This is a genomic window from Blastomonas sp. SL216, assembly GCA_026625625.1.
Lineage (GTDB): Bacteria > Pseudomonadota > Alphaproteobacteria > Sphingomonadales > Sphingomonadaceae > Blastomonas.
In genome coordinates, this window is record CP113055.1 from 2835001 (window position 1) to 2859419 (window position 24419).

The following is a 24419-nucleotide window of genomic DNA, read 5'->3' on the forward strand; positions in this document are numbered from 1 at the left end:
CGCGATGTGCTGATCGCCTGCCTTCCGGGCGTGGGTGCGGCGGCAGCGATGGCGGCGCTGGTCTGGACGTTGCGGATCGGGCTCGCTGGCGCGCTCGACAACGGGCTGCCCGAGATCATGGCCCGGCTGGCGCTGCTCGCGGGTATCGGTGCGCTGAGCTATGTGCTGCTGCTACGCATCCTTGCCCCGCAGATGCTGACCGACGCGATTGGCCTGTTGCGGCGCAAGGCACCGGTGAGCGAAGAGGATATGGCGGTCGCCTGACCGCTCGCCTACCGATCAGCGGGCCGATCAGCGGGCCGATCAGCGCGCGGCACCGAACCGCGCCAGCACCGCATCGGCAATGGCGCAGGCATCGGCCCAGGTCGCGTTGAACCCTGCGTCGTCGCCATAATAGGGGTCGGCCACCGCCTGGCCCTGCCGTCCTGCGACCAGATCGAGCGCCAGGCAGAGCTCGGCGGGGCTGCCCATGGGCGCAAGACGCGTGAGCCCGGCCAGATTGTCATGGTCCATCGCCAGGATCAGGTCGAACCGGTCGAAATCCTGTGCTTGCACCTGCCGTGCACGCAGGCTCGCTATGTCGACCCCATGGGCGCGGGCGACAGCGATCGCGCGGGCATCGGGCGGTTCGCCCTTGTGCCAGCCGCCGGTCCCTGCCGAATCGACCGTCCAGCCCAAGCCCTGCTGCCGCACCCGATGGCGCAGTGCCCCGTCGGCGAGCGGCGAACGGCAGATATTGCCGAGGCACACGAACAGGATCGATGGTGTCTGCACATCATTCTCCTCGGCGCTTGCTGTTGCGGCTCACCGTTTGACGCTTGCGTCACCCTTGCGCTCTGCTAGCCAAGGCGAAGGGACAGAACAACAAGGGAGAGAGATGGATGTCGGGATCAGGTGAGAATCATGTTCCGGCAGAACCGGGCCTCGCGCCCGCGACCACTGCCACGCCTTATGCCTGGTATGGCCTGTTCATCCTGTTCCTTGTCTATGTGCTCAATTTCATCGACCGGCAGATCATCACCATCCTGGCGCCCGATATCAAGGCGGACCTGGGGCTCGACGATGCCGATATCGGCTTTCTCTATGGCACTGCCTTTGCCGTGTTCTACGCGCTGTTCGGCATTCCGCTGGGCCGGCTGGCCGATAGCTGGAACCGGGTACGGCTGCTGACGGTAGGTCTTGCCATCTGGTCGGCGATGACCGCAGTATCGGGCTTTGCCAAGAACGGCACGATGCTGGGCCTCGCCCGGATGGGCGTCGGCGTCGGCGAGGCGACCGCCAGCCCGTCTGCCTATTCGCTGATTTCGGACATGTTCCCCAAGCGCATGCGCGGCACCGCGCTCGCGATCTATTCGGCGGGGCTGTATTTTGGCGGCGGCATTTCGCTGATGATCGGCGGGTTCATCGTCGCGGGCTGGAACAATGCCTATCCCGGCGGCGGCCCTATGGGGCTGGTCGGCTGGCAGGCCGCATTCCTCGCGGTCGGCGTGCCCGGCCTGTTGCTCGCCGCCTGGGTCGCGACCTTGCGCGAACCGGTGCGCGGACTGGTCGACGGGCTGCCGACACCGCCGGCAGCCGAGCCGTTTCGCGGCTTCGTGCAGGAGCTGTTTGCGGTCATTCCGCCCTTTACGCTGTTCGCTGCCGCCAGGCGGGGCGCCAAGGCACTGGCGATCAACATCGCCGTGCTGGCGCTGCTGGGGGCCGCTGCCGCCGGCATGATCGCGCTCACCGGTGCGACGCTGCAATGGCTGTGCATCGCGGTCGGCTATTATGCCGTCTTCTCCTGGGCCAGCTCGCTGCGCGCACGCGACAAGGCAACCTTCGCGCTGATCTGGGGATCACCGGCATTTCTCGTCACCATCCTGGGCTATGGCTGTGTCGCCTTCCTGTCCTATGCCACCACCGCCTTCGGGCCGACCTATGCCGCGCAGGTGCTGGGCGAGGAAACCGCCAGGATCGGCTTCTGGATCGGCGGCTTCGGCGCTTTGGGCGGCTTTCTGGGCGTCATCATGGGCGGGCGCATGTCCGACTGGTTGCGGGCCCGCAGCGAAACGGGGCGGATCATGGTCATCGCCTTCGGCCTGATCACCCCGGTCATCCCGGTGATCCTGGCTTATACCACCGCCAATGACCCGACATCGGATGCCGATTTCATCCGCTTCACGGTGTTCGCCTCGCTCGCCAATATGTTCGCAAGCTCAGCGCTGGGTGCCGCCGCCGCCACGACCCAGGACCTGGTGATGCCGCGGATGCGCGGCACCGCGACGGCGACTTTCTTCCTCGCCACCACCCTGTTCGGCCTGGCGCTCGGCCCCTATCTGGCGGGACAGATGTCGGTCATCTCGGGCAGCCTGTCGACCGGGGTGCTCTCGATCCTGATCATCGTGCCGGTCGGTCTGACGCTGCTGTTCTTCGCCTACAGGCTGGTGCCGCTGGCCGAACGCACCGTGGTCGAACGCGCTCGCGCGGCTGGCGAGGACGTCTGAGCCCTATTTCAGGATCTGGTTCATCTCGATCAGCGTGCCATCGGGATCGAAGAAATTGCAGCCGCGCACCCGGATGACCGGGCCGCCACCCCGGCCCGGATATTCCTGCATGCGGGGCGGCGCAGTCATGGTGACACCGGGCACCCTGGCAGCAGCGGCGCAGCGGCCATCAACATCATCGGTGTTCATCACGATGACATGCCCGCCCGGCCCCATGCGCCGGGGGTAAGGCCCCGGATCGGGCAGCGGCGGATCGATCCACTGCATCAGCCCGATCCAGCCGATGAACGGATCGTTCGAATTGAGCAGCACCAGCCGCGCCTTTGCACCGGGCTCGCCCGCCGGAAGCGCGACGCCGCTCGTTTCCACCACAGTATCATAATTGACCTTCAGCCCGACGACATCGCGATAGAGCTTCAGCGAAGCCTCCATGTCGCGCACGATCAGCGTGACGCGGCGGATATCGGTGGGCAGGCGCTCAGCCGGCGCTTCAACGCCGGGGGAGCTGGTCGCGGGTCTCTCCTGGGCGTGCGCGGTGCAGGCAGTGAGCAGCGCGAGCACAATGCCCGGACTTGCCCGCCTTATGCCGGGGAGGGTTGTGCCAATGGATGCCATTACCCGTCTCCCTCCACCGCGCCCGATTCGAGCAGTGCCGCAATCCGGGCCTCGTCATAGCCAAGCCCTGCCAGCACTCTGCGCGTATCGGCCCCGGGCTGAGGCAGCACCGCGTCGCTGTTGGGGCGTGCGCCGTTCATCTCGATCGGCAGCGTCGGCAGCATCGTCGTGGTGCCATTGGCGAGCGTCACCGGTTCGAGACCTCCGCTTGCCAGCAGGTGCGGGTCGTCGAACATGTCCTCGGGCCGGCCGATCGGCGCGAACGGAAGCCCGGTCCCTTCGAGCTTGGCGATCAGCGCATCGCGCGTCCAGGTTTTCACCAGCGCGCGGATCTCGGGCATGATGCGGTCACGCGCCAGCACGCGCGCGGTATTCTCGCGGATGCTCTGGTCGGCCCAGAGATCGTCGAGCCCGAACAGCGCGCAGAACTTTTCCCACAGCGCGTCAGTCACCACGCCGATGAAGATCGGCTTGTCGTCGGCGGTCTCGAACACGTCATAGATCGCCCAGGCGCTGATCCGCGCGGGCATGGGTGCTGCCGGTTTGCCGGTCACCGCCAGCTGCGCCATATGCTGGCCGATCAGATAGATCGTCGTTTCGAACAGCGAACTTTGCACCTTCTGCCCGCGCCCCGTCCGGTGGCGCTCCTCGACTGCGGCCAGGATCGCGATCACGCCGAACATTCCGCCGGTGACATCGATGACGCTGGAGCCTGCGCGCAAGGGGCGGCCCGGTGGCCCGGTCATATAGGCAAGGCCGCCCATCATCTGCGCCACCTCGTCCAATGCGGTGCGCTCTTCATAGGGGCCTGGCAGAAAGCCCTTTTCGCTGCAATAGATCAGGCGCGGATTGGCCTCGCTGAGCTTGTCATAGCCCAGGCCCAGCCGGTCCATCGCGCCGGGGCGATAATTCTCGATCAATATGTCGGCCCCGGCAGCCAGATCGCGCGCCACCGCCAGGCCATCGGGCGATTTGAGATCGAGGCAGATGCTCGCCTTGTGGCGGTTGTACATCGGGAAATAGCCCGCCCCCGATCCGATCAGCCGCCGGGTGCGGTCGCCGCCGATCGGCTCGATGCGGACCACCTCTGCACCCAGCGAGGCGAGGATCGCGCCGACCGCCGGGCCCATCACCATATGCGTGAATTCGACGACCTTCAGATTCTTGAGCGGTTGCGGTCCGGTCATGCCAAGGTCCTTTCAGGCGCGGCACTGTGAAAGCCCAGCGGCAGGCCCGCATCGGGGGTGAAGCCATAAAGCGGCTCGCCAGGCAGCGCTTCGGCCACAATGGCGCGCACCTTGAGCAGCGCGTCGAGATCGATGCCGGTATCGATACCCATGGCTTCGAGCATGAACACCAGGTCTTCGGTGACGATATTGCCCGAAGCGCCCGGCGCGAACGGACAGCCGCCCAGCCCGCCGAGCGACGCATCGAGCGTGGTGATGCCCTCTTCCAGCCCGGCCAGCGCATTGGCGAGGCCCAGGCCGCGCGTGTTGTGAAGGTGCAAGGTCGTCATCCGCTCCGCGCCGATCTCGGCCCGCACCGCGCGGACCAGCCTTTTGACCTGCGCCGGATTGGCATAGCCGGTGGTGTCGGACAGGCTGAATTCCTGCGCGCCTGCTTTCGCCGAAGCCGCCGCGAGACGGACGACCTGATCTTCGTCGACCGGGCCTTCCATCGTGCAGCCGAACGCGGTCGAAAGGCCCACCGCGAAATGCACGCCGGCCTCGCTCGCCAGCCCGGCGATGACCGCGATTTCCTCCAGCATCTGTGCATGGCTCTTGCGCACATTCTTCAGACTGTGCGTCTCGGACATCGAGAACGGGATCGAGATGGCATGCGCGCCCGCTTGAATCGCACGCGCCGCACCCTTGGCATTGGGCACGAGCGCGACCACGTTGAGGTTCGGGATGGTCCGCGCAAACGCGACGATCTCGGCGCTGTCGGCCATTTGCGGGAGCAGTCTGGGCGGCACGAAGCTGCCCACCTCGATCTCGCGAACGCCGGCTGCGGCTTCGGCGGCGATCCAGCGCTTCTTGGCCTCGCTTGGCATCACCCGGTCGATGCTCTGCAACCCATCGCGCGGGCCGACCTCGCTGATGAGAATGTCAGGCATGGTTCTGCTCCAGATAGACCCAGGGGCGCTGCTGCCGGTCGCGCGCGCGGAAATCGGCAATCGCGTCGCGATGCTTGAGGCTGAGATCGATGGCGTCGAGCCCTTCGAGCAGCATGGCCTTTGCCTCGGCATCGATTGCGAAGGTCCAATGGCTTTTACCGCTGCGCACAGTCTGTGCTGCCAGATCGACCTGCACCTCGCGCCCCGCCAGCGCGGCAATCGCCTGATGCTCCAGCACCACCGGCGCGATGCCGTTGCGGATGCAATTGCCGTGGAAGATCGGGGCAAAGCTCTCGGCGATGATGCAGCGCACGCCATATTCTGCGAGCGCCCAGACCGCATGCTCGCGGCTCGACCCGCAACCGAAATTGACCCCTGACGCGAGGATCCTTGCATCCGCAAATTCGGGCTGGTTGAGCACGAACTCGGGATTGGGCGTCCGCTCGGCATCCAGATAACGCCAGCCTGCGAACAGCCCGCCAGCAAGCCCGGTCTTGCCTGTGCTCTTCATCTCGCGCGAGGGGATGATCGCATCGGTATCGACATTGTCGCGCAGCAGCGGCGCGGCAATGGCGCTGAGCGTGGTGAAGGCTTCAGCCATCGGCCAGTTCCCGCGCATCGGCGATGACGCCGGCAATCGCACTGGCGGCGACCGTTTCGGGGCTGGCGATGTGCGTTTTCACGCGCAGCCCCTGACGGCTTTCGAAATTGCGGTTAGTCGATGAAATGACCCGCGATCCTTCGGCAAAGCTCTCGCCCCCGGCAAAGAAGCACATCGAACAGCCGCTCATCCGCCATTCGAAGCCGGCATCCAGAAACACCTGGTCCAGCCCTTCGGCCTCGGCGGCGCGCTTGACCGCGCTCGAGCCTGGAACGCAGATCGCGCGGATGCCCGCTGCCACCTTGCGGCCCTTGAGCAGGGCGGCGGCGCGGCGCAGATCGGACAGGCGCGCATTGGTGCAGCTGCCGATAAAGGCGGCATCGATGGGGGTGCCGATCAGCGGTGCACCGGCGGCAAGCGCCATATAGTCGAGCATCGCGGGCATGGCATTGGCAGGCACCGCGCCGGTAATGGCTATGCTGGCCTGCGGGCTGGTGCCCCAGCTGACCATAGGGGCGATGGTGCTGGCATCGATCACGATCTCCGCGTCGAACACGGCATCGGCGTCGGATCGCAACTCCCGCCACTGTGCCAGAGCTGCATCCCATTGGCTCGCTTGCGGCGCATAGCGGCGCCCCTCGAGCCAGGCGAAGGTCGTGTCATCGGGCGCGATCAGCCCGGCAAAGGCCGAGAATTCGGTCGCCATGTTGCACAGGGTCATCCGCGCTTCCATGTCGAGCGCGGTCACCGCCTCGCCTGCAAATTCGACGACATGCCCCGCGCCGCCGCCAGCGCCATGCGCGGCGATCAGCGCCAGCATCATGTCCTTGGCGGTCACGCCGGGCGCGAGCGTGCCGGTGAACGTCACCCGCATCGACCGCGGGCGGGTCAGCCGCAGCGTGCCGGTCGCCATTGCATGTTCGGCCTCGGACGATCCGATGCCCCAGGCGAGCGCCCCCAGCGCGCCTTGCGTGCAGGTATGGCTGTCCGGCGCGATCAGCGTGAGGCCGGGCAGCACGATGCCAAGCTCCGGGCTGACCACATGCATGATGCCCTGGTCGGGATGACCGACATCGAACAATGTGATGCCCGCCGCCTCGGCTGCCGCGCGCGTTTCGGTGATGAAGGCCTGGCCGCCGGGCATCAGCGTGCGGTCGGTGCGCCCGGGCAGCGTATCGACGATATGGTCCATGATCGCGAAGACGCGCGCCGGGTCCTGCACATCACGCCCCGCCTCGCGCAGCGCGTTGAGCGCCGCCGCCCCGGTGCGCTCGTGCAGCAGCACCCGGTCAATCGCGACCAGCGCCGCCCCGCCCGGAAGCGGGGCGACGACATGGGTGTCCCAGATGCGGTCGAACAGCGTGGTCACGGCTGGCGCTCACGCACTCGCGTTCATCTCCGCCTCGATCGCGCGCCAGTCCTTGCTGACCAGCGTTTCCTGGATCGCGGTGCGCGTTTCGAGCAGGCCGTTGCGGATCCAGTGCCAGGTCCGGCAGCGCGACTGGCCGTCGTCCGAAATCTGGATCATCTCGTAGAGATAGAGCGAGGGATCACCCTGGCGCTGCCAGTAGAGCATGATCGTGCGGTTATATTCGTCGAGCCCGACCTCGGCGGCCCAGCCGACGATCAGCTCATTGTCCCACCAGACGCGCTTGTCGCGATATTCGGCGGGGAATTCGCGAATCTCGGTGCGGCCATCGGGCCAGGTATAATGGTTGGTCTGGTGATAGAGATATGGCCCATCGTCGGGGAATCGGCACAGCAGGCGACTCTTGTGCTCGTCGATCTTCTCTCCGGCAGCGTTGTAATAGGTATAGACACCATCCCACACGCCTTCGTGCCGCGCCATGATCGGCATGTCTTCGCGAATACCCATAGCCTTGTCTCCTTATTGACCGATGATTGCTTGATAATAGGCCCGCGCCGCAGTTGCGCGCAGCAATGCCCGGTGTTCGCCTGCCAGACATTCGGGGCGGATCGCCTCGGGGTCAAAGCCAATCGCGCTTGCCGCGCCCACCGCATGATGCGGCGCAAAGAAATGCCGCGCGCGCACGATCTGCCAGGCGCGGATCAGGTGCGTGCCGTATCGGTCGGGCCTGAGATCCGGGAACAGCAGCTCGGCATCGCCCGGTGCTACATGAGGCAGTCGAATATCGGTGAGGCCGAAATGCGCCGCGACTTTGTCGATCACCTGCTGCCAGTCAGCCCAATCGATCGGTGCCTCGCCGGGCCATCCATCGGACAGTCCGTGCCCCGGCAGGTCGATGGCGAGCGTGCCGGTGGTGCCGCGCTTCAGTTCCTCGCCGGGGGCATGGACGATCAGCACGCCCGATCCAGGATCACCCTGCCAATGGATCAACCCGTCAAAGCGATCGGTCCGCACGGGCAGGAAGCCGGCCGCAGCGCTCTGGGTCGGCACAATCGCGGGCGGCCGGGCCAGGCCTTGCAGGAAATCGAGGCTGAGCGCCTGATGATCGGCGGGGGTCGCGCATCTCTCGGCGCGCCAGCCAGCGGGCATTGCGCCCAACCGGTCGATATGCGTCTGTAGCGGATCGCCATCATAGGCGCTGATCAGCACCGGGGGCGTTAGCGCATCGGCGGGCGGAATATCGCGCGGCGCGCGCAGCACAGCGCCATAGCCCGCGCGATAGGCCGCACCGGCATCGAGCATCTCGCGCACCGCCAGGTCGATCCGCGCGACATCAGCATGCGCGCCCGGCAGCCGCGCCGCATCGCGCGTGTCGAACCAGGGGAAGAACCAACTCTGCTCGAGCATCCGGCTCCACAGCCAGACCAGATGCTCGCCATAGCCCGCCGGTTCGAACGGCGGCAGGTATTTCTCCCCGAACAGCGCCATTTCCTGCGGCGTCCAGATCGCATAGCCGCCGATGGCAAGGCCGGTGAACCGCTGCGGATGCCGTTTCAGCGCGGTTACCAGGATGATCCCGCCCGAATGGAAACCATAAGCCGGGCATGGCGGCAGGCCGAGCGCGTCCATCGTGGCCACCAGCGCATCGGCGAAATCGTCGATCTCAGGACTGCCGGGCAGCGGATCGGACTGGCCGAAACCGGGCGTATCGGGCGCGATACAGGTGAAATGCTCGGCCCAGCGCTCCATCAGCGGGGCATATTCACCGCTGTTGCGCGGGCTTTGATGGATCATCAGCAGCGGCGGCCCACTGCCCGCCTGTCGGTAATGCACACGCCTCTGGCTACCATCGCCCAAGGGCACATCGACATAATGGCGGGTGATCCGGATCATGCCCTAATTTGTCCGGACAAATTCATCTCGACAAGCCCTTTTTTGCGATTATGGTTCGATTCGCTGCCTGATGGAGGAAACATGGAGATTATCGGCACCCGGATGATCCGCGAGGACAAGACCGCGCGCGAACTTTTCGAAGCGGTGATGGCCAATCCGGCGCGCAACAAGTTCGGCTTCGGGGAAAAGCTCGCCATCGTGAATGTCGATGTCCAGCAGGCCTATACCCGGATCGACATGTTCAAGACCGCGTACGAGACCGACCCCCGGCAGATCGAGCATATCAACACCATCTCGGCGCTGGCGCGCGCCAAAGGCATGCCGGTGATCTGGACGCGCGTGGCGTACAAGGACGATGCCGCCGATGCCGGTGTCTGGGGCACGCGCACCAACACGCCGGACAGCCTGCAGAACATCCGCTATGACAGCGAGCGCCACGCCTATGACCCGCGCTGCGCATTCGGCCCGGACGACCTGCATTACACCAAGCGCATGCCCAGCGCGTTCTTCGAAACCCCGCTGGCGAGCTATCTCCAGTTCCACCGCGTCGACACCGTGGTGGTGACCGGCGGCAGCACATCGGGCTGCGTCCGCGCGACGGCGGTTGATGCGCTGAGCCACGGCTATCGCACCATCGTGCCGATCGAGACCTGTGCCGACAAGCATGAGAGCTATCATTTCGCCAACCTGACCGACCTGCAGATCAAATATGCCGATGTCGAACCGGTGCAGACGGTGATCGACTGGCTGGAGGCGCGGTGATGGGGGTGGCTATCGTAAAATGCCCTCTCCCCTTCAGGGGAGAGGGAGGAGCCGCGCAGCGGCGAAGGGAGAGGGGCAATCGCCGACCTCTGCACAGTCCCCCCTCCCAACCCTCCCCCCTGAAGGGGAGAGGGCGATGACCCCCGACACGCAACTCTACGACTTCTCGCCCTGGCGCGGCCGCCCGAAGGTGCGCTGGCCCGGCGGCAAGAGCTGCGCGGTCTGGGTCGCGCCGAACCTGGAATATTACGAGCTCGACCCGCCCGCCAATCCGCACCGCAAGAGCTGGACGAAACCGCATCCCGATGTCGTCGGCTATGCGCACCGCGACCATGCCAACCGGGTGGGGCACTGGCGGATGGCCGACGTGATGACGCGGCACGGCTTTCCGGGCTCGGTCAGCCTGTCGGTGGCGCTGTGCGACCACATTCCCGAAGTGGTCGAGGATGCCCGCCAGCGCGGCTGGGAGTTCTTCAGCCACGGCATCTACAACACCCGCTACAGCTATGGCATGGATGAGGCACAGGAACGCGCCATCATCGAGGACAGCATTGCCACGGTCGAGCGCGCCACCGGGCAGCGGATCCGCGGCTGGCTCGCGCCCGCGCTCACGCACACGCCGCGCACGCTCGATCTGATCGCCGAATATGGCCTCGATTATACCTGCGACCTCTATCACGACGACCAGCCGACCGATGTGAAGGTAGCGTCCGGACGGCTGACCGCGATCCCCTATAGCCTTGAGGTCAACGACCATTACGGCTTCTTCATCTACAACATGAGCCCGCGCGATTATGCCGATACGCTGATCCGTCAGTTCGAGCGGCTGGCGAAGGAAGGCGAAGCCCCGGACGGCCCCGGCGGCACGGTCATGTGCATTCCGCTGCACAGCTATCTGATCGGCCAGCCGCACCGCATCGGCCCGTTCGAGGAGGTGCTGCGCCATATCGCCGCCGACGGCCGCGCCTGGATCGCCACCGCGGGCGAGATTGTCGATGCCTGGCGGGAGCAGCAGCCATGATCGCGACCCTAGCCATCAACTTCTCTCCCTCGACGGGAGAGAATAGGGAGGCTTGGCGGCTTGTCCGCCTAGCCGGACTTAGAGAGGGTGGAGCGGTTGCAAACACCCTCTCCCGGCTGCGACTAGCTCGCTGCGCTCACAAGTCTTCGCTGCCCTCTCCCGTCAAGGGAGAGGGGTATCAGGGAGTGCGCGCATGACGCTCGACCCCAGCTATCTCGAATATCCCCATCGCCAGCAGGGCATGGACCATAAGCTCTACCCGTACAGCAACCTGTTCACCCGCCCGCCCATTACCTGGCCGGACAGCAAGGCCGTCGCGATCTGGCCGGTGATCAGCCTCGAATGGTTCCCGATGGTGCCGAGCGACACGCCGTTCCGCGCGCCGGGGCACATGCAGACCGCCTATCCCGACTACCGGCACTATACTGCGCGCGAATATGGCACGCGGATCGGCCTTTTCCGGCTGCTGGATGCGTTCGAGGCGGTGGGCGCAAAGGTCTCGGTGGCGTGCAACGCCGCGATTGCCACCCGCTACCCCGCGATCATCGAGGCGTTGCACAAGGGCGGGCACGAGATCATCGCGCATTCGACCGACATGAATGGCACGATCGCCTCGGGCCTTTCTGAAGAAGACGAACGCGCACTGATCGCCGGTTCGCTCGATGCGCTCGAAGCGGCGAGCGGCACGCGCCCGCGCGGCTGGCTGTCGATCGCGCGCTCGCAATCGTTCAACACCCCGTGCCTGCTCGCCGAGGCAGGCGTTGCCTATATGTGCGACTGGGTGAACGATGAACTGCCCTATGCGATGAGCACTGACGCCGGTAGCATCCTCAATATCCCGCTCAACCACGAGCTTTCCGACCGGCAGATCATCAACGTCCAGCAGCAGTCGGTCGACAGCTATGCCGAGCAAATGCGCGATGCCTATGGCTGGCTGGCGAAGGAAGCTGAGACGCATGGCGGGCGGATGCTGCCGCTGCACCTGACGCCTTATATCATGGGGCTGCCGTACCGGATCGACGCGTTCGAGGGGCTGGTGCGCTGGCTGGCCGAGCAGCCGGGCGGCTGGTTCGCCACCGGGAGCGAAATCCTCGACAGCTGGAGCGCGGACACGTGAAGGTCGTCAACCCGCGCACCGGCGAGGCGGATTACGAAATCGCGCCGCTCGATAGCGCGGCGGTGCAGGCCGAAGCTGCCCGGCTGCGCGCGGCGCAACCCGCCTGGGCAGCGCTCGAACCGGCAGCGCGCTCTGCCATCCTCCACCGCTGGGCCGATGCGGTGGTGGCGCATGGCGGAGCCCTGCTCGAAGCACTCACGCTCGACACAGGTCGGCGGCGCATCTCCGAGATCGAGGTCGATGGCCTGCCCGGCACCATCCGCCGATGGGCCGATCTCGCGCCCCGCCTAATCGCAGAGCATAGCCGCAGCGACCAGCCGAGCGCGCACCCCACGGTGCGCAACGGGACGCGGCTTGTGCCCTATCCGCTGTTCGGGGCGATCGCGCCGTGGAACTTCCCGATCGTGCTCTCGACCATCGACGCGATCCCCGCGCTCGCGGCCGGGTGCGCGGCTTTGGTCAAGCCGTCCGAGATCACCCCGCGCTTCATCGCGCCGCTGAGCGAAACCATCGCGCAGGTGCCCGAGCTCGCCGCTGTGCTGAGCTTTATCGAGGGCGATGCCGCAACCGGCCAGGCTTTGGTGGCGGCCGTCGATTATGTCTGCTTCACCGGCTCGGTCGCGACCGGGCGCAAGGTGGCGGAAGCCGCGGCGCGCGCCTTCATCCCCGCCAATCTGGAACTGGGCGGCAAGGACCCGATGATCGTGCTGGCCAGCGCCGATCCGGTCGCTGCCGCGCAGCTCGCCCTGCGCGCCAGCATCGTCGCCACCGGTCAGGCCTGCCAGTCGATCGAGCGGATCTATGTCGCCCGCGCCATCTACCAGCCGTTCCTCGATGCGCTGGTCGAGGCCGCGAGCAAGGTCCGGCTCAACTATCCCGACATTGCCACCGGCGACATCGGCCCGTTCATCTTCGGACCCCAGGGTGCTAAGGTGCAGGCGCAGATCGACGAGGCCGTGGCAATGGGGGCCAAGATACTCACCGGAGGCACGGTCGAAAACCTGGGCGGCGGCCAGTATCTGAGGCCCACGGTCATCGCCGATGCCACTGCGGACATGGCCGTGGTGCGCGACGAGACCTTCGGCCCGGTGCTGCCGGTGATCGCCTTTGACGATTTGGAAGAGGTCATCGCGCAGGCCAATGACAGCATCTACGGCCTTTCCGCTGCCGTGGTCGCGGCCACGCCGGAGGAGGCCGAAGCCGTTGCCGTCCGGCTCGAGGCGGGCGCGGTGTCGATCAACGATGGCTCGCTGACCTCGATGGTCTGGGACGCGGAAAACAGCTCGTTCAAACTCTCCGGCATGGGCCCATCGCGCATGGGGGAGAGCGGGCTGCTGCGCTATTTCCGCAAACAGGCGCTGATCCGCCAGACCGCAAGCCCCCTTCCCCTTTCCGCTTATGCCGAGGATGCCCCGCGATGAGAGATATTCTGGCCAAGGCCATGCCCGCGCTGTTCGCGCATGAAGGGATCTGGGACGGCACCTATCGCCATCTGGATGCGGACGGCACGCTGATCGACCAGCACCGCATGCGCACCCGCTGCGAATTTCCGGCGACAGGCGAATATGCCTATATCCAGCATAACCATCTGATCTGGCCCGATGGCCGCGAAAACCGCCTGAGCTTTGGCGGTGTGTTTCGCGACGGGCGGCTATACTGGGATACCGACCGCTTTCACGGCCATGGCTGGGAGACGCTCGACAATGTGCTGATGCTGACCCTGATCCGCAAGGATGAAGCGAACGTGCGCTTTACCGAGATGATCCAGATTTCCGATGATGGCGAGAGCCGCGCGCGCACCTGGCAATGGTTTCGCGATGGCACGCCGTTCAAGCGGACTTTGTGCGACGAAAGGCGCGTCTCGCGCGATCCGGAGGAAGAGCTTTGATTACCCCCCTGCTGATGATGGCCGCCGCGAGCGACGGCGCTTCGACCACGGCGCCTGCCTGCGACGCCCCGGTGGTCATGGTGGTCGCCGGCCCCACCCACGACCGCGAGCGGATGGCGGCTTACGGCAAGGCCATTGCCGACAGCAAGTTGTACGAGCGACTGGGCGGCTATTATATCAACATCCCCCGACCGCTGGCCACGTTCGAGGGCACCCCGCCCGCCGGGTACACGGTGCTGATGATCCGCTTCCCGTGCCTCGCCAATGCCCAGGCTTTCTGGAATTCCAGGGAATATCAGGAGAAGATCAAGCCGCTGCGGCTCGGCCCATCGGCGGGCGATTATGTCGTGACGGTCTATCCCGAAGCCCCGCTGCGACCCGACTTGCAGGGCAAGGTCGGCGACAATGGGTACACGGCAAAGTTTGATGCGTCGGCGATCGAACAGGTCGCACCCAAGCCTTAGGATTGGCGCAGGCCGAGCCGGTCGCCATCATCGGCCAGCGTGATCCGGCCCTCCCAGTGCCACAGCACCAGGTTGAGCGCATCGGCGGGCGCTCCGCGCGCATAGCTGGGCACGACGATCCCGGCAAAGCCCTGCGCAATGGCGGCTTCCGCCAGATCCTGGGTCGGGACCGGTTTGCCGCCGAGCATCCGGTCGCGCCAGCCGGGGTCGGCGAGATCGCCCGGGGTCATGCCGAATGGCTTCAGCGCCGCCGCATCCCGGCCATCGAGCAGCGGCCCGATATCGGCCTGATAGGCGACCAGCGTGGTCGGTTGCAGCGTGCCGACCTGGTTGGCTTCGCGCAAAGCCGTCTCGGGCGCGAGCGAGGTGTAGAGCGCAGGCCGCCCGATCCGGTTGAAGCTTCCGCCGAACCGCGCAGCCCCTTCGCCCGACAGCGGCGCGCGCGACCAGACCGGGTTGTGGGCGCGATAGAGCAGCCCGGTGAAGTGCATGGGGGTCAGGCGTGCACGCCCGCGTCGACCGCGTCCATATAGGTCAGAACGTCATCTGCCCGGTTGCCCTGCACCAGCTGCATCGCGGTCTGGCCCGAAAATCCGGGCAGCGGTTCGGAGCGGTACCAGGCATAAGCCAGCAGCGCCGATCCGAAGCGCGGTTCGACCTTGTTCAGTATCTCGACCATCTGGCGGATGCGGCGCTGGGTGCGGTCGGAGGCAATCCGGTCCTTGCGCTGGATCGCGTCCTTGCCAAGGCCGAGCGAGCGCGCGAGTTCGTCGCTCGTCGTGCGCAGCGCCTCGATGATCTTGCGCGGGGCAAAGGCCCCATGTTCGGCATAATTCTGGATCGGCATCGGACTGCTCCACAAATTCCGACGCTATATAACGTCAGAATATGCGGCAGATCAAGTCAGCGTTCCAGTTCGACCAGTTCGTAGCGGCAGAGCATCGATCCATCGATGCTGCCATAAACGAAGATCGAATCGGCATCCGCCGTCACCCACATGTCATAGGTCGGATGGGTCTTGCCGCCCATTCCGGGGCCGAGATCGTCGATATAGCGATAGTGGCGGCAGGCGAAGGTGCCCGCTTCCACCGTCTTTTCCTCTTCGCCGACATATTCGAGGCCGATGAGCACCTCGGCGATCAGCGGCGGGGTGGCGCCACGATGGTCGGGCGAGGGCAGGAAGCAGCGGACATTGCGCCGGTGCGGGCCCTTGGTCACATCCATCACCCGGGTCATGAAGCCGTCGCCGGCAATCGGGTGCGTGCCGAAACCGTCGAACGCGCCGCCCACCGCGACGCGCTGCGACACCCGGCCGATGGACGGACCGAAACTTTCGCACTCGATCACGCCGGCGGCCGCATCATGCCGCATCCAGCCCGACCCCATGAAGCTGTCACCCACGGTCAGGTGCACATGCAGATGTTCGGGCACCATATCGGGCCCGATGCCATAGACGATATCGCGCAGCACCTTGGGATCGGGCTCCTCGATCTCGCAGCGCGCGCGCATGATCGTGCGGCCATCTGTGTGGTGCGTGAAGCTGAACCATTCGCGCCCGCGCTCCTGATCCATCAGCTCGGGTTTCTTGCTGGTATAGCGGATCTTGCCGCTGACGGTGCGGTGCTGCATCACAGGTCCTTCAGTTCGCGGCTCAGTTCCTCGACCGGCTTGTCGTCGGCCTTCATCGCTTCCATCATCTGCTGCGGTCCGCGCATCACGCGCGCGATATATTCGCGGATCATCGCAGCCCGTTCATAGCCAGCCTCGCGGTCGGGCCTGTAGCCCTCGATATCGGCGCGGCTGATCGTGCCCTTGGCGTCGAGCAGCCGCTCGACCGTATCCAATCGCTCGCGCAGCACCGACACCTCGCCGATCACCGCCATCAGCATCGACAGCATCTTTTCCTTGTCGGGATCGCCCAGGAAATCGGGGCGCTTGCCCTTGGCGCGCGCATTGGCGCGGATCATCCAGTCGACAGGCTCGGTCAAAATGTATCTCCGTGGGAAAGATTATGCGGGCCGTCCGCCCTTCCAGGCGCCATAGGCATGCCAGACGGCGGCGCGGCCGTGGTCCTCTTCCTTCTCCTCGCCCGCCGAGGGGAAGATGTCGGTATCGACCACCGCGCGCACCCCGGTGACGAACAGGTCGTCGGGGGCAAAACCGGCATGCTTCATGATCGTCTTGAGGTCGAGCGCATGCATCGCCGACCAGAAGGGCTCGTTATTGTTGAACGCATCCCAGTCGCGGATGAACTGCTCGTAGAGCGGCATCGCGTCGGAATATTGCGGCTGTTCCAGATGCAGCATCAATCCGCCCGCTTTCAGCACGCGAAAGCCTTCGCGGATGATGCGCGGCAGCGCGGTGCCGCTGGTCTCGTGCAGGAACATCGTGGTCTGCACCCAGTCGAAGCTTTCGTCTGCCCAACGCGACAGATCCTCGGCATTGGCCTGGATGAAGCGGATATTGGTCGCACCCAGCGATTGCGCGCGGGCATGCGCATAGCGCAGCGAGGGCGCAGCGGTATCGATCGCGATCACCTCGCAGTCGGGAAAGGCGAGCGCCAGCGGCACGATATTGTGCCCGACGGTGCAGCCGATATCGAGGATACGCTGCGGCTGCCAGCCGGGGCGTTCGGTCCGCGCCCATTTGACCAGAGCCTGGCCGCCGCCGTCGGAGAGCGCGCCGAGGCCGCCTGCGGTGGTCGCGAAGATGCCGCAATCATAGTTCGCCCCGGCGGAGACATCGCCGGGCACTTCCTCGCCATGATAGCTGCCGGGCATGCAGTGGATGTCGATCGCGCTCTGATAGCGCGGCACGGCAATGGCGGGATCGAGCTCGAGCGTGTCGCGGCCCTCGTTATACTGGCGCGCCTTGGCATTAAGCTCGTCAAGCTGGCGCAGCACCATCGCGCGGCCGTTCTGCTGGCGCATCTCCATGCTGTTGCGCTTCAAGGCCGACCAGAAACGGTGGTGCGGATCGCGGTTCATCGCATGGCGGATCTCGAATCGGTCTTTCGGCTCGCGGCCATGTTCGGCAACAAAGCCGGGCAGCACGCGGGTTTCGTACGCCTGCTTGTTGCCGGGGCCGAGCGTGCCCGAAAGATATTTGTTCAAGTTCGCCAGAAAATCGAACCGCGCCGCCTCGTCATGGCTGGGCTGCGGCGATACGCCGTGCAGCGCCACGGCGGTATAGGGCGGTGCGACATCGAATTGGTGCGTCATCCTAATCCTCGTTTCCTGTCCCGTTTTCCGGCGAAAGCCGGAATCCAGAGCGGCTTCAGAGCCATCCGACTCCTGGGCTCCGGCTTTCGCCGGAGAACAAGGGGTCAAATCAACCCGTCCTTTGCCATCCGCTCGATAACCTCTTCCTGCACGCGCTTGAAATAATCGCGGCCGGGCACCTTCACGGTGCCGCCGTCCAGCATGCCGTCTGCCGGATGACGGACGGTCCCGTACGCTGCCGCGAACAGTTCGAGCCGCTGGCGCGCGAGATAGTTGGTCATGCCGGGCGTCCGCCGCGCATGGCGCAGCGCGCCCAGGTCGATCTCGGCAAAGGCGGTGAAGGTCTCGCCGCTGTTCGATTCGGCGAGCACCCGGCCCTTGTAATCGATCACCTGGCTGTTGCCGTCGGCGCTGGCGAGCGGCAGGCTGGTGCCTTCGATCCCCGCGGTATTCGCCGAGACGACATAGGCCATGTTCTCGAACGCGCGCGCGCGCCGGGCGATGGCCTTGTTGGTATCGATCGGTGATCCGATTTCGGACGACGAGTGCAGGAACAGCTCCGCGCCGCGCAGCGCATGCGCCCGCGCGATCTCGGGATAGAGAATTTCTTCCGAAGCGATCGCCGCCATGTTGCCGATCTCGGTGCGCGCCACCGGGAACACGCCGTCGATGCCATAGACATCGAGATATTTCGACCAGACATCATGCGGCGTCGGCGCGAACATCGAATTGAGGCGGCGATAGCGCAGCACAATCTCGCCCGAAGGCGCGATCAGGAAGCTTGCCTGGAAATACAGGCCGGGGAAATTCGGATCGACCTCATAGGCATTGCCCGCAAGGTACAGGTTCAGGTTCTGCGCGACCTTGCCCAGCGCCTCATATTCTTCGCCCTGCATCTCGAACGCGGCAAGCCTGGCGAAATCGGGGATCGAGATGCGCCCCGGATAGCTGGTGAACAGATATTCGGGCAGCACCGCGAGCTTCACCGGATGCCCGCCATATTGCTCGATAAAGATCCGCGCCGAACGGATCTTGCCCTCGACCTCGCCGATCATGCCGAGCACCTGCGCGCGCGCGGCTTGCCGGTCGGGCGCGCGCTCTACCGAACGGGCGGCGAGCTGCATCGCGACGGCGGCATAGGTCTGCACCTCAGCCACGCGCGCCTCCTCGGCCAGCGCCGAATCCCAGGGCAATGCACTGGCGATCATCGCAGCCAGAACCGTGCGGCGTTCGAGGTCCATCTGCGCTCATTCCAGTCCCAGGCTCCCCGGATTCATCAGGCCCTTCGGATCGACGGCGCGCTTCAGCGCCACCAGCATCTCCCAGGCGGCGGGGTCGAGCGCATCGCGCAGCGGATAGGTGCGCGCGATCTGGACATGGGTCGAGCCCAGCGACCGGAAGATCGCGATGATGCTTGCGCGCAGCTCGCTCACCAGCGCGCGCGCTTCTAGCCCTTCGGGAAAGCCCTTGAGCTTCTTCAGATGATCGGGTTCGACCGCCTGGCGGTGCAGCGGGTTCATCGCATCGGGCCAGAAGAACACCGGCTCGATCAGGCAGCCCGAGCGGCTGACTGCTGCCAGCATCGCGCCGGCATTGACGTCGAGCCGCTCCATGCTGGCGGCATTGTCGGCATAGAGCGCCTCGATCCGCTCCCACGCCTCGACCAGCTTCGAGTGCGGCAGGAAGCCGTGCACCGGCACCCAGCGCTCGCCATCGGGGCCGAGCATCGAATTGGGCGGCGGGAAGGGATTGGCGCGCAGGATCTTGGGGATCGAATTTTCGACCGCGCTGCCGCCATGGGCAGCGATGATCTTGCCGATCTCGGCCATTTCGGCATCGACCGCGCCCTGGTGGCGGCCTTCGGCGATGGTGTGGAGCGAGAAAGGCACGTCCTTGAGGAACGAGCGACCCGCCGCGACGACCTTGGCGCCTTCCTTGATCGCCTTCCAGGCCGACCCTTGCGATTTCATCATGTTGAGCAGCGACTTGGCGTCCTTGGCCAGGCTATCGCGCTTCATCCGCTGCGATTGCAGATAGGGATCGAAGGCGAAGCTTTCCGACGCCAGCCCCTCGCGCGCGATCGCGCTCATCGATCCCAGCAGCCCCTTGTGGTCGGGCAGCGAGAACGAGCCATAGGCAAAGGCGGTCGCTTCCCTGACCAGCCGCATCGTCACCCGCGCCTTGATGCCGAACGCGCCGGTATCGGCGGCGAACAGTCCGGTGAGGTCGGGGCCGAACGGACGGAAGAAATCGCTGCCGGTGCTGACGATGCGGCCATCGGCCAGCACGACGTCGAACGACAGAGCGCTATCGACCACCGATCCGTGCCGCGCGCCCCAGAAGATGCCGTTCTGGCTCATCCCGCCGCCGATCGCCGCGCGCAGGCCCGAAAGCGTGCCCCAGCTCGGTGCGCGCAGGCCCAGCGGTTTCAGCGCATCGTGCAGCGCCTGCCAGGTGCAGCCCGCTTCCACCGTCACGGTCATGTCGGTGGGGTTGATATCGACGATCTGATCGAGCGAGGTCGTATCGACCAGGATGAAGTCGCCGCCCGAATAGAGATAGCCGCCAGTATAGCTCATGCCGCCGCCGCGCGGCACAATCGCCAGGCCCTGCGCCGTGGCCGCAGCGACGCCGCGTGCGAGCTGATCGACGGTGGCGGGGCGCAGCACGGCCAGGGGCTGACGCCCGGTCGAATAGACGTCGTGCGAGAAGAAGTCGCGGGTCGCAGCGTCGGTCAGCACCGCCTCCGCACCTGCTGCGGCGATCACGGCATCAAGAGCGCCTGCATCATCCTTCACCAGTGTAGCCATCATGCCGTCTCCATGGATTGCAGCTCGGGCGGTGCGACGGCCGCCGGAGCCTCGGTAAGCACGGGATAGCGGCCCAGCAGCATCAGCAGCGCGCCGCCGATGACATAACCGAAGATCGAGAGGAACAGGATCGGGTCATAGCTGCCGGTCGCATCGCGGACCGAGGAATAGACGATCGGCGAGATCGCCGAGAACACGCCGAAGGGCATGTAGAGCATGCCGTAGATCTTGCCGTAATGCGCCATGCCGAAATAGCGGCCGGTGAGATAGGCGATCAGGTCGCTCTCCGCGCCGGCGGCAAAGCCCAGCAGGAAACCGGCGAGCGCCGCCAGCGCAAAGCCGGGTGCGGGGTTGAGCAGGATCCAGCTCGATGCGGCCGGCAGGCACAGCAGCGGGAAGGCAACGAAACCCGCCCAGAACCGGTCGAGCAGCAGCCCGGTGATGATCCGCCCGGACAAGATGCCCAGGCCCAATATGCCCATCACCGAGGCCGCACCCTGCGCCGGGATGCCGCGGTCGGCGAGCATCGCGGGCATGTTGATGAACGCCCCGCCAAAGGTCAGCGCGATAACCAGGATCGACACCCAGATCAGCCAGAAGCGATAATCGCGGACCGCCTGGCCGAGCGTCACGCCGGTCAGCGCGCCGCTCGCGGTCTTGATGCCCGGCGGCTGCTCTTCGGGTCGGGGCTCGCGGAACAGCCAGGTCGCTAACGGCAGTGCCACCAGCAGGGGCAGCATGCCGACAATCGCGAACATCGATCGCCAGCCCCAGGATTCGATCGCCCAGACCGCCAGCTTGGGCACGACAATCGCCGCCAGGCTGGTGCCGAGCAGCAAAAGCCCAAGCGCCAGCCCCCGGCTCTTGTAGAACCACATGTTGATTGCGCGGCTCCAGGTCACCGGGGTCGATCCGATGCCGACCAGCCCGACGAGCAGCCAGAGCAGATAATAGGCCCAGAGCACCGGCGGGGTCAGCGACAGCAGCGCAAAGGTGACGCCGAAGCCGAACAGCGACCACAAGGCGATGCGGCGCACGCCATAGGTATCCGCCAGCCAGCCGAAGACAGGGGCGAGCAGCGCGGCGACCACGCCGAAAATGGTGATCGGCGTCAGGATCTGGGTGGTCGTCCAGCCGAATTCCTGGGTCAGCGGCGCGATGGTGAAGCCGATGACGTTGAACGGGATCGGCGAGGCCCCGCAGGCGACGCCGATCACACCGGCCAGCAGGACTTTCCAGCCACCGGCAAATTCACCGCGCGGAGCCGCCGCAATGCTTGCCGTCAGTTCGTCTGCCCTGCTTGCCAATGGGTCGCTCCCGTCAGTCCGTCGTAAACGTAAAGCCTAGGTCGGAGCGGAGCATCGCACAGACTCGTGCGATGCTCCATCCGCCAGACGGCCAAAATGCGCGATCAGAAATTGTAGCGCGCACGCACCGTCCACATCATCGGCTGATTGAGATAGCTGTAGTTGGACAGCGAGGACTGGATGAACTCCTCGTTGAAGCAGTTGGTGCATTCCACCGCCAGCTGCCAGCGGTCCTCGGGGCCGTTGAGCGCCAGCCCTGCATTGACCAGCCAGGCCGCCGGGCTTTCCGATCCGGTGATGAACGGGCCATCGCCGAAGGGATTGGCCGGCGTCGTGCGTCCGCCGCGCGTCACCGGCTGGTTGTACAGCGACAGGTTGGCGATCGCGACCTCCTGCTTCGAGCGGTAGCTGGCGTTGATCGTCGGAACGAGCGTCAGCCCGCTATCGCCCAAAGGCGCGCGATAGCTGCCGCCGATGGCCAGCGACCAGTCGGGCGTGCGCACCGGGGTTGCGATCGTGCCATTGGCCGTCACGATCCCGGCGGCGCAGGCCGGCGCGTTGTTGACCGGCGTTCCTGCAGGTGCCGAATTGGCGCTCGCCGGAATCTGCCCTGCTGCCAGCTGCGTACGGCAGGCCGCCAGCTGCGCCTGGACGTTCTGGATGCCGTAAAGGTCGTTTCCGGCCGGCGCATTGGGCACGCGGTAATTGTCGTCCTGATAGCCGACATTGGCATAGAGCGTCAGGCCCGTGACCGGCGCGACGGTCAGCTCCGCCTCGATCCCCTTGTTGCGGTAATCGGCGAAGTTGCGGGTCAGGAAGGTGATCGCCCCGGTCGCCGGGTTGAGCAGGCCCGCCAGGATCTGCAGATCGCTGACATCCATCCAGAAGGCGGTGACGTTGGCGCGGACCTTGCGGTCGAAGAACTCGCTCTTGAAGCCGGCCTCATAGCTCCACACCCGCTCTTCGTCGAAGGGCAGGAACTGGCTGGGCGCAGTGGCGCGCGCATTCCAGCCGCCCGACTTGAAGCCGCGCGTCGCCGAGGCGAACAGCAGGATATCGTCACTGGGCTTGTAGTTGAGCGCAAAGCGCGGGGTCCAGATCTTCACATTCTGGCGGCGCGGGATCACCACGCCATTGGCCGAGCGCAGGTTGACATTGGCCATGCACGTCGCCTCGATCGTGCCATCGTTGCACGAGGCGCGATTGTCGCTGATCGAGACGTTCTTGGTCTCGTCGGTATAGCGGACACCGGCGGTGAGCTTCAGCTGTTCGGTGATGTTGAGATCGGCCTGGACGTACCCTGCATAGGCCTTGGTGGTGTTGCGGATGATGCGGTCACCCAGCAGCAGCGAGGTGGCCGGCGAGATCGAGAACACATCCGCCAGGTTGGTGCGGTTGCGCTCGTCGATATAGAAGAAGCCCGCGACATAATCGACCAGGCCATTGCCGAAGCTGCCGTCCAGCTTGACCTCCTGGGTGAACTGCTCGTGGCTGCCGTCATTGACGATGACAAAGCCGCCGCGCGCATAGCGCTGGATCGCCGGGAACGGCACGCTGGCCGATGGGCCGCCGCGCCCGTCAAAGAAATCGAGCGCAAACTGCTGGGTGAGGCTGACATAGCCGGTGATCAGGCTGAGCGTCGTCTTGTCGGCAATGTCGAACGACAGGTTCGAGGTGATGAGGTCGGTATCCGCCTTCTGGCCGTTGCCATAGCCAGCCTTGCGGCCCTGGATCACCAGGGGCGCGAACGGCGTGGCGGTCGCTGGATTTTCGCTGAGGCCGGTGGTCGAGAAGCGGCCCTTGCAATCGGTCGGATTGGCCGGATTGCAGGTGAAGTTGAGCGTGTTCTCGCCCTCCGACACCATATGCGCATAGCTTGCGCGCCAGCGTGCCCAGGGGGCCAGCTCGCCCTTGACGCCCAGGCGCACGCCCCAGCCGTCATCGTCGTTCAGCCGCTCGCCGGTGGTGACATTCTTCACATAGCCGTCATCGTCCTGCCAATAGCCGGAAACCTTGATCGCCAGGGAATCGGCCAGCGGCAGGTCGATCGAGCCGCGCACCAGCTTCTTGTCGAACCGGCCATAGCCGACTTCGGCATAGCCGCCGATCGTGTCGCCGGGATCGGCCATGATCACGTTGATCGCGCCGCCGGTGGTGTTGCGGCCGAACAGGGTGCCCTGCGGCCCGCGCAGAACCTCGACCCGGGCGACATCGAACAGCGCCAGGTTGTTGGCGTTCTGCCGCGACAGATAGATGTCATCGACATAGGTACCGACCGGCGGATCGAAGGTCGCGATCGTCTCGGTAGAGCCCAGACCACGCAGGAAGTATGCATTGGCCGAGCCGATACCGGTGTTGTTCTGCGCCACCAGATTGGGGACATACTGGCCCAGCTGCAGCGTGTTCGACACCCCCTGGTCGCGCAGCTGCTCTGCGGTGAACGCGCTGATCGCGATCGGCACGTCCTGCACGCTTTCCTGACGGCGCTGTGCGGTCACGATGATTTCCGAAAGGCCCTGCTGCTCATCCGAGTCGGTGGCCCCTGCCTGTTCCCCGTTCTGGGCGTAGGCGGGCATGGCCAGTGCGACAGCAAGCGCCGAGACGGTCGCCACCAAGCGTAAGTTGATCATCGTCTAGTCTCCCTGAATGTCCGGTTATTCTGATCCGCCTGACGTTCATTTTTTTCTTGCAACTTGTCCGGACAAATCTGCATTGTCAATCGGCATAGTGCAAGATTCTGGCGGGAGAC

The 24419-nt window shown here is 65.4% G+C and carries 25 protein-coding genes (1 of these 25 running past the window's edge); 8 read left to right on the forward strand and 17 right to left on the reverse strand.

What is annotated here, in order from left to right:
* Positions 1 to 264: the final stretch of a lipopolysaccharide biosynthesis protein gene (locus OU999_13360; GenBank protein WAC22725.1), read on the forward strand. 1254 nt of this gene lie to the left of the window's left edge; only the last 264 of its 1518 coding nucleotides appear in the window; its start codon lies beyond the left edge, outside the window; the stop codon is at positions 262 to 264.
* 39 nt (positions 265 to 303) lie between these two features.
* On the opposite strand, the gene OU999_13365 is transcribed toward OU999_13360, so the two are convergent.
* Positions 304 to 774: a low molecular weight phosphotyrosine protein phosphatase gene (locus OU999_13365; protein WAC22726.1), complete on the reverse strand. Its 471-nt coding sequence runs from the start codon at positions 772 to 774 to the stop codon at positions 304 to 306.
* Between the two features lie 107 nt (positions 775 to 881).
* Between OU999_13365 and OU999_13370 the strand changes: the two genes are divergently transcribed.
* A complete protein-coding gene (locus OU999_13370; GenBank protein ID WAC22727.1) occupies positions 882 to 2486 on the forward strand; it encodes an MFS transporter in 1605 nt (534 codons plus the stop codon).
* Between the two features lie 3 nt (positions 2487 to 2489).
* On the opposite strand, the gene OU999_13375 is transcribed toward OU999_13370, so the two are convergent.
* The 7 genes from OU999_13375 to OU999_13405 are packed head-to-tail and all read right to left on the reverse strand — an operon-like array spanning position 2490 to position 9080.
* Positions 2490 to 3101 carry a VOC family protein gene (locus OU999_13375; GenBank protein ID WAC22728.1) on the reverse strand — a complete coding sequence of 204 codons (612 nt, stop codon included), beginning with the start codon at positions 3099 to 3101 and terminating at the stop codon, positions 2490 to 2492.
* Positions 3101 to 4288, reverse strand: coding sequence for a CaiB/BaiF CoA-transferase family protein (locus OU999_13380; protein ID WAC22729.1), 1188 nt, complete (start codon positions 4286 to 4288; stop codon positions 3101 to 3103). The genes OU999_13375 and OU999_13380 overlap by 1 nt, the downstream gene beginning before the upstream one ends.
* Complete coding sequence (locus OU999_13385) at positions 4285 to 5217, reverse strand: hydroxymethylglutaryl-CoA lyase (GenBank protein ID WAC22730.1); 933 nt, start codon at positions 5215 to 5217, stop codon at positions 4285 to 4287. Before OU999_13385 ends, OU999_13380 begins: the two co-directional genes overlap by 4 nt.
* Entirely contained in the window at positions 5210 to 5818 is a 609-nt protein-coding gene (leuD, locus tag OU999_13390) for a 3-isopropylmalate dehydratase small subunit (protein ID WAC22731.1), read from the reverse strand. The genes OU999_13385 and leuD overlap by 8 nt, the downstream gene beginning before the upstream one ends.
* On the reverse strand, positions 5811 to 7187 hold the full coding sequence (locus OU999_13395) for a 3-isopropylmalate dehydratase large subunit (protein WAC22732.1): 1377 nt from the start codon (positions 7185 to 7187) through the stop codon (positions 5811 to 5813). The genes leuD and OU999_13395 overlap by 8 nt, the downstream gene beginning before the upstream one ends.
* A 9-nt stretch (positions 7188 to 7196) precedes the next feature.
* A complete protein-coding gene (locus tag OU999_13400) occupies positions 7197 to 7694 on the reverse strand; it encodes a DUF3598 domain-containing protein (GenBank protein WAC22733.1) in 498 nt (165 codons plus the stop codon).
* Between the two features lie 12 nt (positions 7695 to 7706).
* Positions 7707 to 9080 carry an alpha/beta fold hydrolase gene (locus OU999_13405; GenBank protein WAC22734.1) on the reverse strand — a complete coding sequence of 458 codons (1374 nt, stop codon included), beginning with the start codon at positions 9078 to 9080 and terminating at the stop codon, positions 7707 to 7709.
* A gap of 81 nt (positions 9081 to 9161) precedes the next feature.
* On the opposite strand from OU999_13405, the gene OU999_13410 reads away from it, so the two are divergent.
* The 6 genes from OU999_13410 (at position 9162) to OU999_13435 (ending at position 14332) form a co-directional block, all read left to right on the forward strand.
* A complete protein-coding gene (locus OU999_13410; GenBank protein ID WAC22735.1) occupies positions 9162 to 9842 on the forward strand; it encodes an isochorismatase family protein in 681 nt (226 codons plus the stop codon).
* A gap of 136 nt (positions 9843 to 9978) precedes the next feature.
* On the forward strand, positions 9979 to 10863 hold the full coding sequence (locus OU999_13415; protein WAC22736.1) for a polysaccharide deacetylase family protein: 885 nt from the start codon (positions 9979 to 9981) through the stop codon (positions 10861 to 10863).
* 193 nt (positions 10864 to 11056) lie between these two features.
* On the forward strand, positions 11057 to 11980 hold the full coding sequence (locus OU999_13420; protein WAC22737.1) for a polysaccharide deacetylase family protein: 924 nt from the start codon (positions 11057 to 11059) through the stop codon (positions 11978 to 11980).
* The gene (locus OU999_13425) at positions 11977 to 13401 is read left to right on the forward strand and encodes an aldehyde dehydrogenase family protein (GenBank protein ID WAC22738.1); all 1425 of its coding nucleotides are present in this window, start codon (positions 11977 to 11979) and stop codon (positions 13399 to 13401) included. Before OU999_13420 ends, OU999_13425 begins: the two co-directional genes overlap by 4 nt.
* Positions 13398 to 13868: a hypothetical protein gene (locus OU999_13430; protein ID WAC22739.1), complete on the forward strand. Its 471-nt coding sequence runs from the start codon at positions 13398 to 13400 to the stop codon at positions 13866 to 13868. The genes OU999_13425 and OU999_13430 overlap by 4 nt, the downstream gene beginning before the upstream one ends.
* On the forward strand, positions 13865 to 14332 hold the full coding sequence (locus tag OU999_13435) for a DUF1330 domain-containing protein (protein ID WAC22740.1): 468 nt from the start codon (positions 13865 to 13867) through the stop codon (positions 14330 to 14332). The genes OU999_13430 and OU999_13435 overlap by 4 nt, the downstream gene beginning before the upstream one ends.
* On the opposite strand, the gene OU999_13440 is transcribed toward OU999_13435, so the two are convergent.
* The 9 genes from OU999_13440 to OU999_13480 all read right to left on the reverse strand — a co-directional run bounded on the left by OU999_13440 (position 14329) and on the right by OU999_13480 (position 24300).
* Entirely contained in the window at positions 14329 to 14823 is a 495-nt protein-coding gene (locus OU999_13440) for an RES family NAD+ phosphorylase (GenBank protein WAC22741.1), read from the reverse strand. The genes OU999_13435 and OU999_13440 overlap by 4 nt on opposite strands.
* Before the next feature lie 5 nt (positions 14824 to 14828).
* Entirely contained in the window at positions 14829 to 15179 is a 351-nt protein-coding gene (locus tag OU999_13445) for a DUF2384 domain-containing protein (protein WAC22742.1), read from the reverse strand.
* A 56-nt stretch (positions 15180 to 15235) separates the two neighbouring features.
* On the reverse strand, positions 15236 to 15961 hold the full coding sequence (locus OU999_13450) for a hypothetical protein (protein WAC22743.1): 726 nt from the start codon (positions 15959 to 15961) through the stop codon (positions 15236 to 15238).
* Positions 15961 to 16320 (reverse strand): hypothetical protein, encoded by a 360-nt coding sequence (locus OU999_13455; protein WAC22744.1) that lies wholly within the window; start codon positions 16318 to 16320, stop codon positions 15961 to 15963. The genes OU999_13450 and OU999_13455 overlap by 1 nt, the downstream gene beginning before the upstream one ends.
* Before the next feature lie 21 nt (positions 16321 to 16341).
* Entirely contained in the window at positions 16342 to 17553 is a 1212-nt protein-coding gene (locus OU999_13460; GenBank protein WAC22745.1) for a class I SAM-dependent methyltransferase, read from the reverse strand.
* Between the two features lie 104 nt (positions 17554 to 17657).
* Positions 17658 to 18794 (reverse strand): nitrilase, encoded by a 1137-nt coding sequence (locus OU999_13465; GenBank protein ID WAC22746.1) that lies wholly within the window; start codon positions 18792 to 18794, stop codon positions 17658 to 17660.
* Positions 18795 to 18800: 6 nt separating this feature from the next.
* Positions 18801 to 20366 carry an FAD-binding oxidoreductase gene (locus tag OU999_13470; GenBank protein ID WAC22747.1) on the reverse strand — a complete coding sequence of 522 codons (1566 nt, stop codon included), beginning with the start codon at positions 20364 to 20366 and terminating at the stop codon, positions 18801 to 18803.
* Positions 20363 to 21670: an MFS transporter gene (locus OU999_13475; GenBank protein ID WAC22748.1), complete on the reverse strand. Its 1308-nt coding sequence runs from the start codon at positions 21668 to 21670 to the stop codon at positions 20363 to 20365. The genes OU999_13470 and OU999_13475 overlap by 4 nt, the downstream gene beginning before the upstream one ends.
* A gap of 104 nt (positions 21671 to 21774) precedes the next feature.
* The gene (locus tag OU999_13480) at positions 21775 to 24300 is read right to left on the reverse strand and encodes a TonB-dependent receptor (GenBank protein WAC22749.1); all 2526 of its coding nucleotides are present in this window, start codon (positions 24298 to 24300) and stop codon (positions 21775 to 21777) included.
* Between the last annotated feature and the right edge of the window lie 119 nt (positions 24301 to 24419).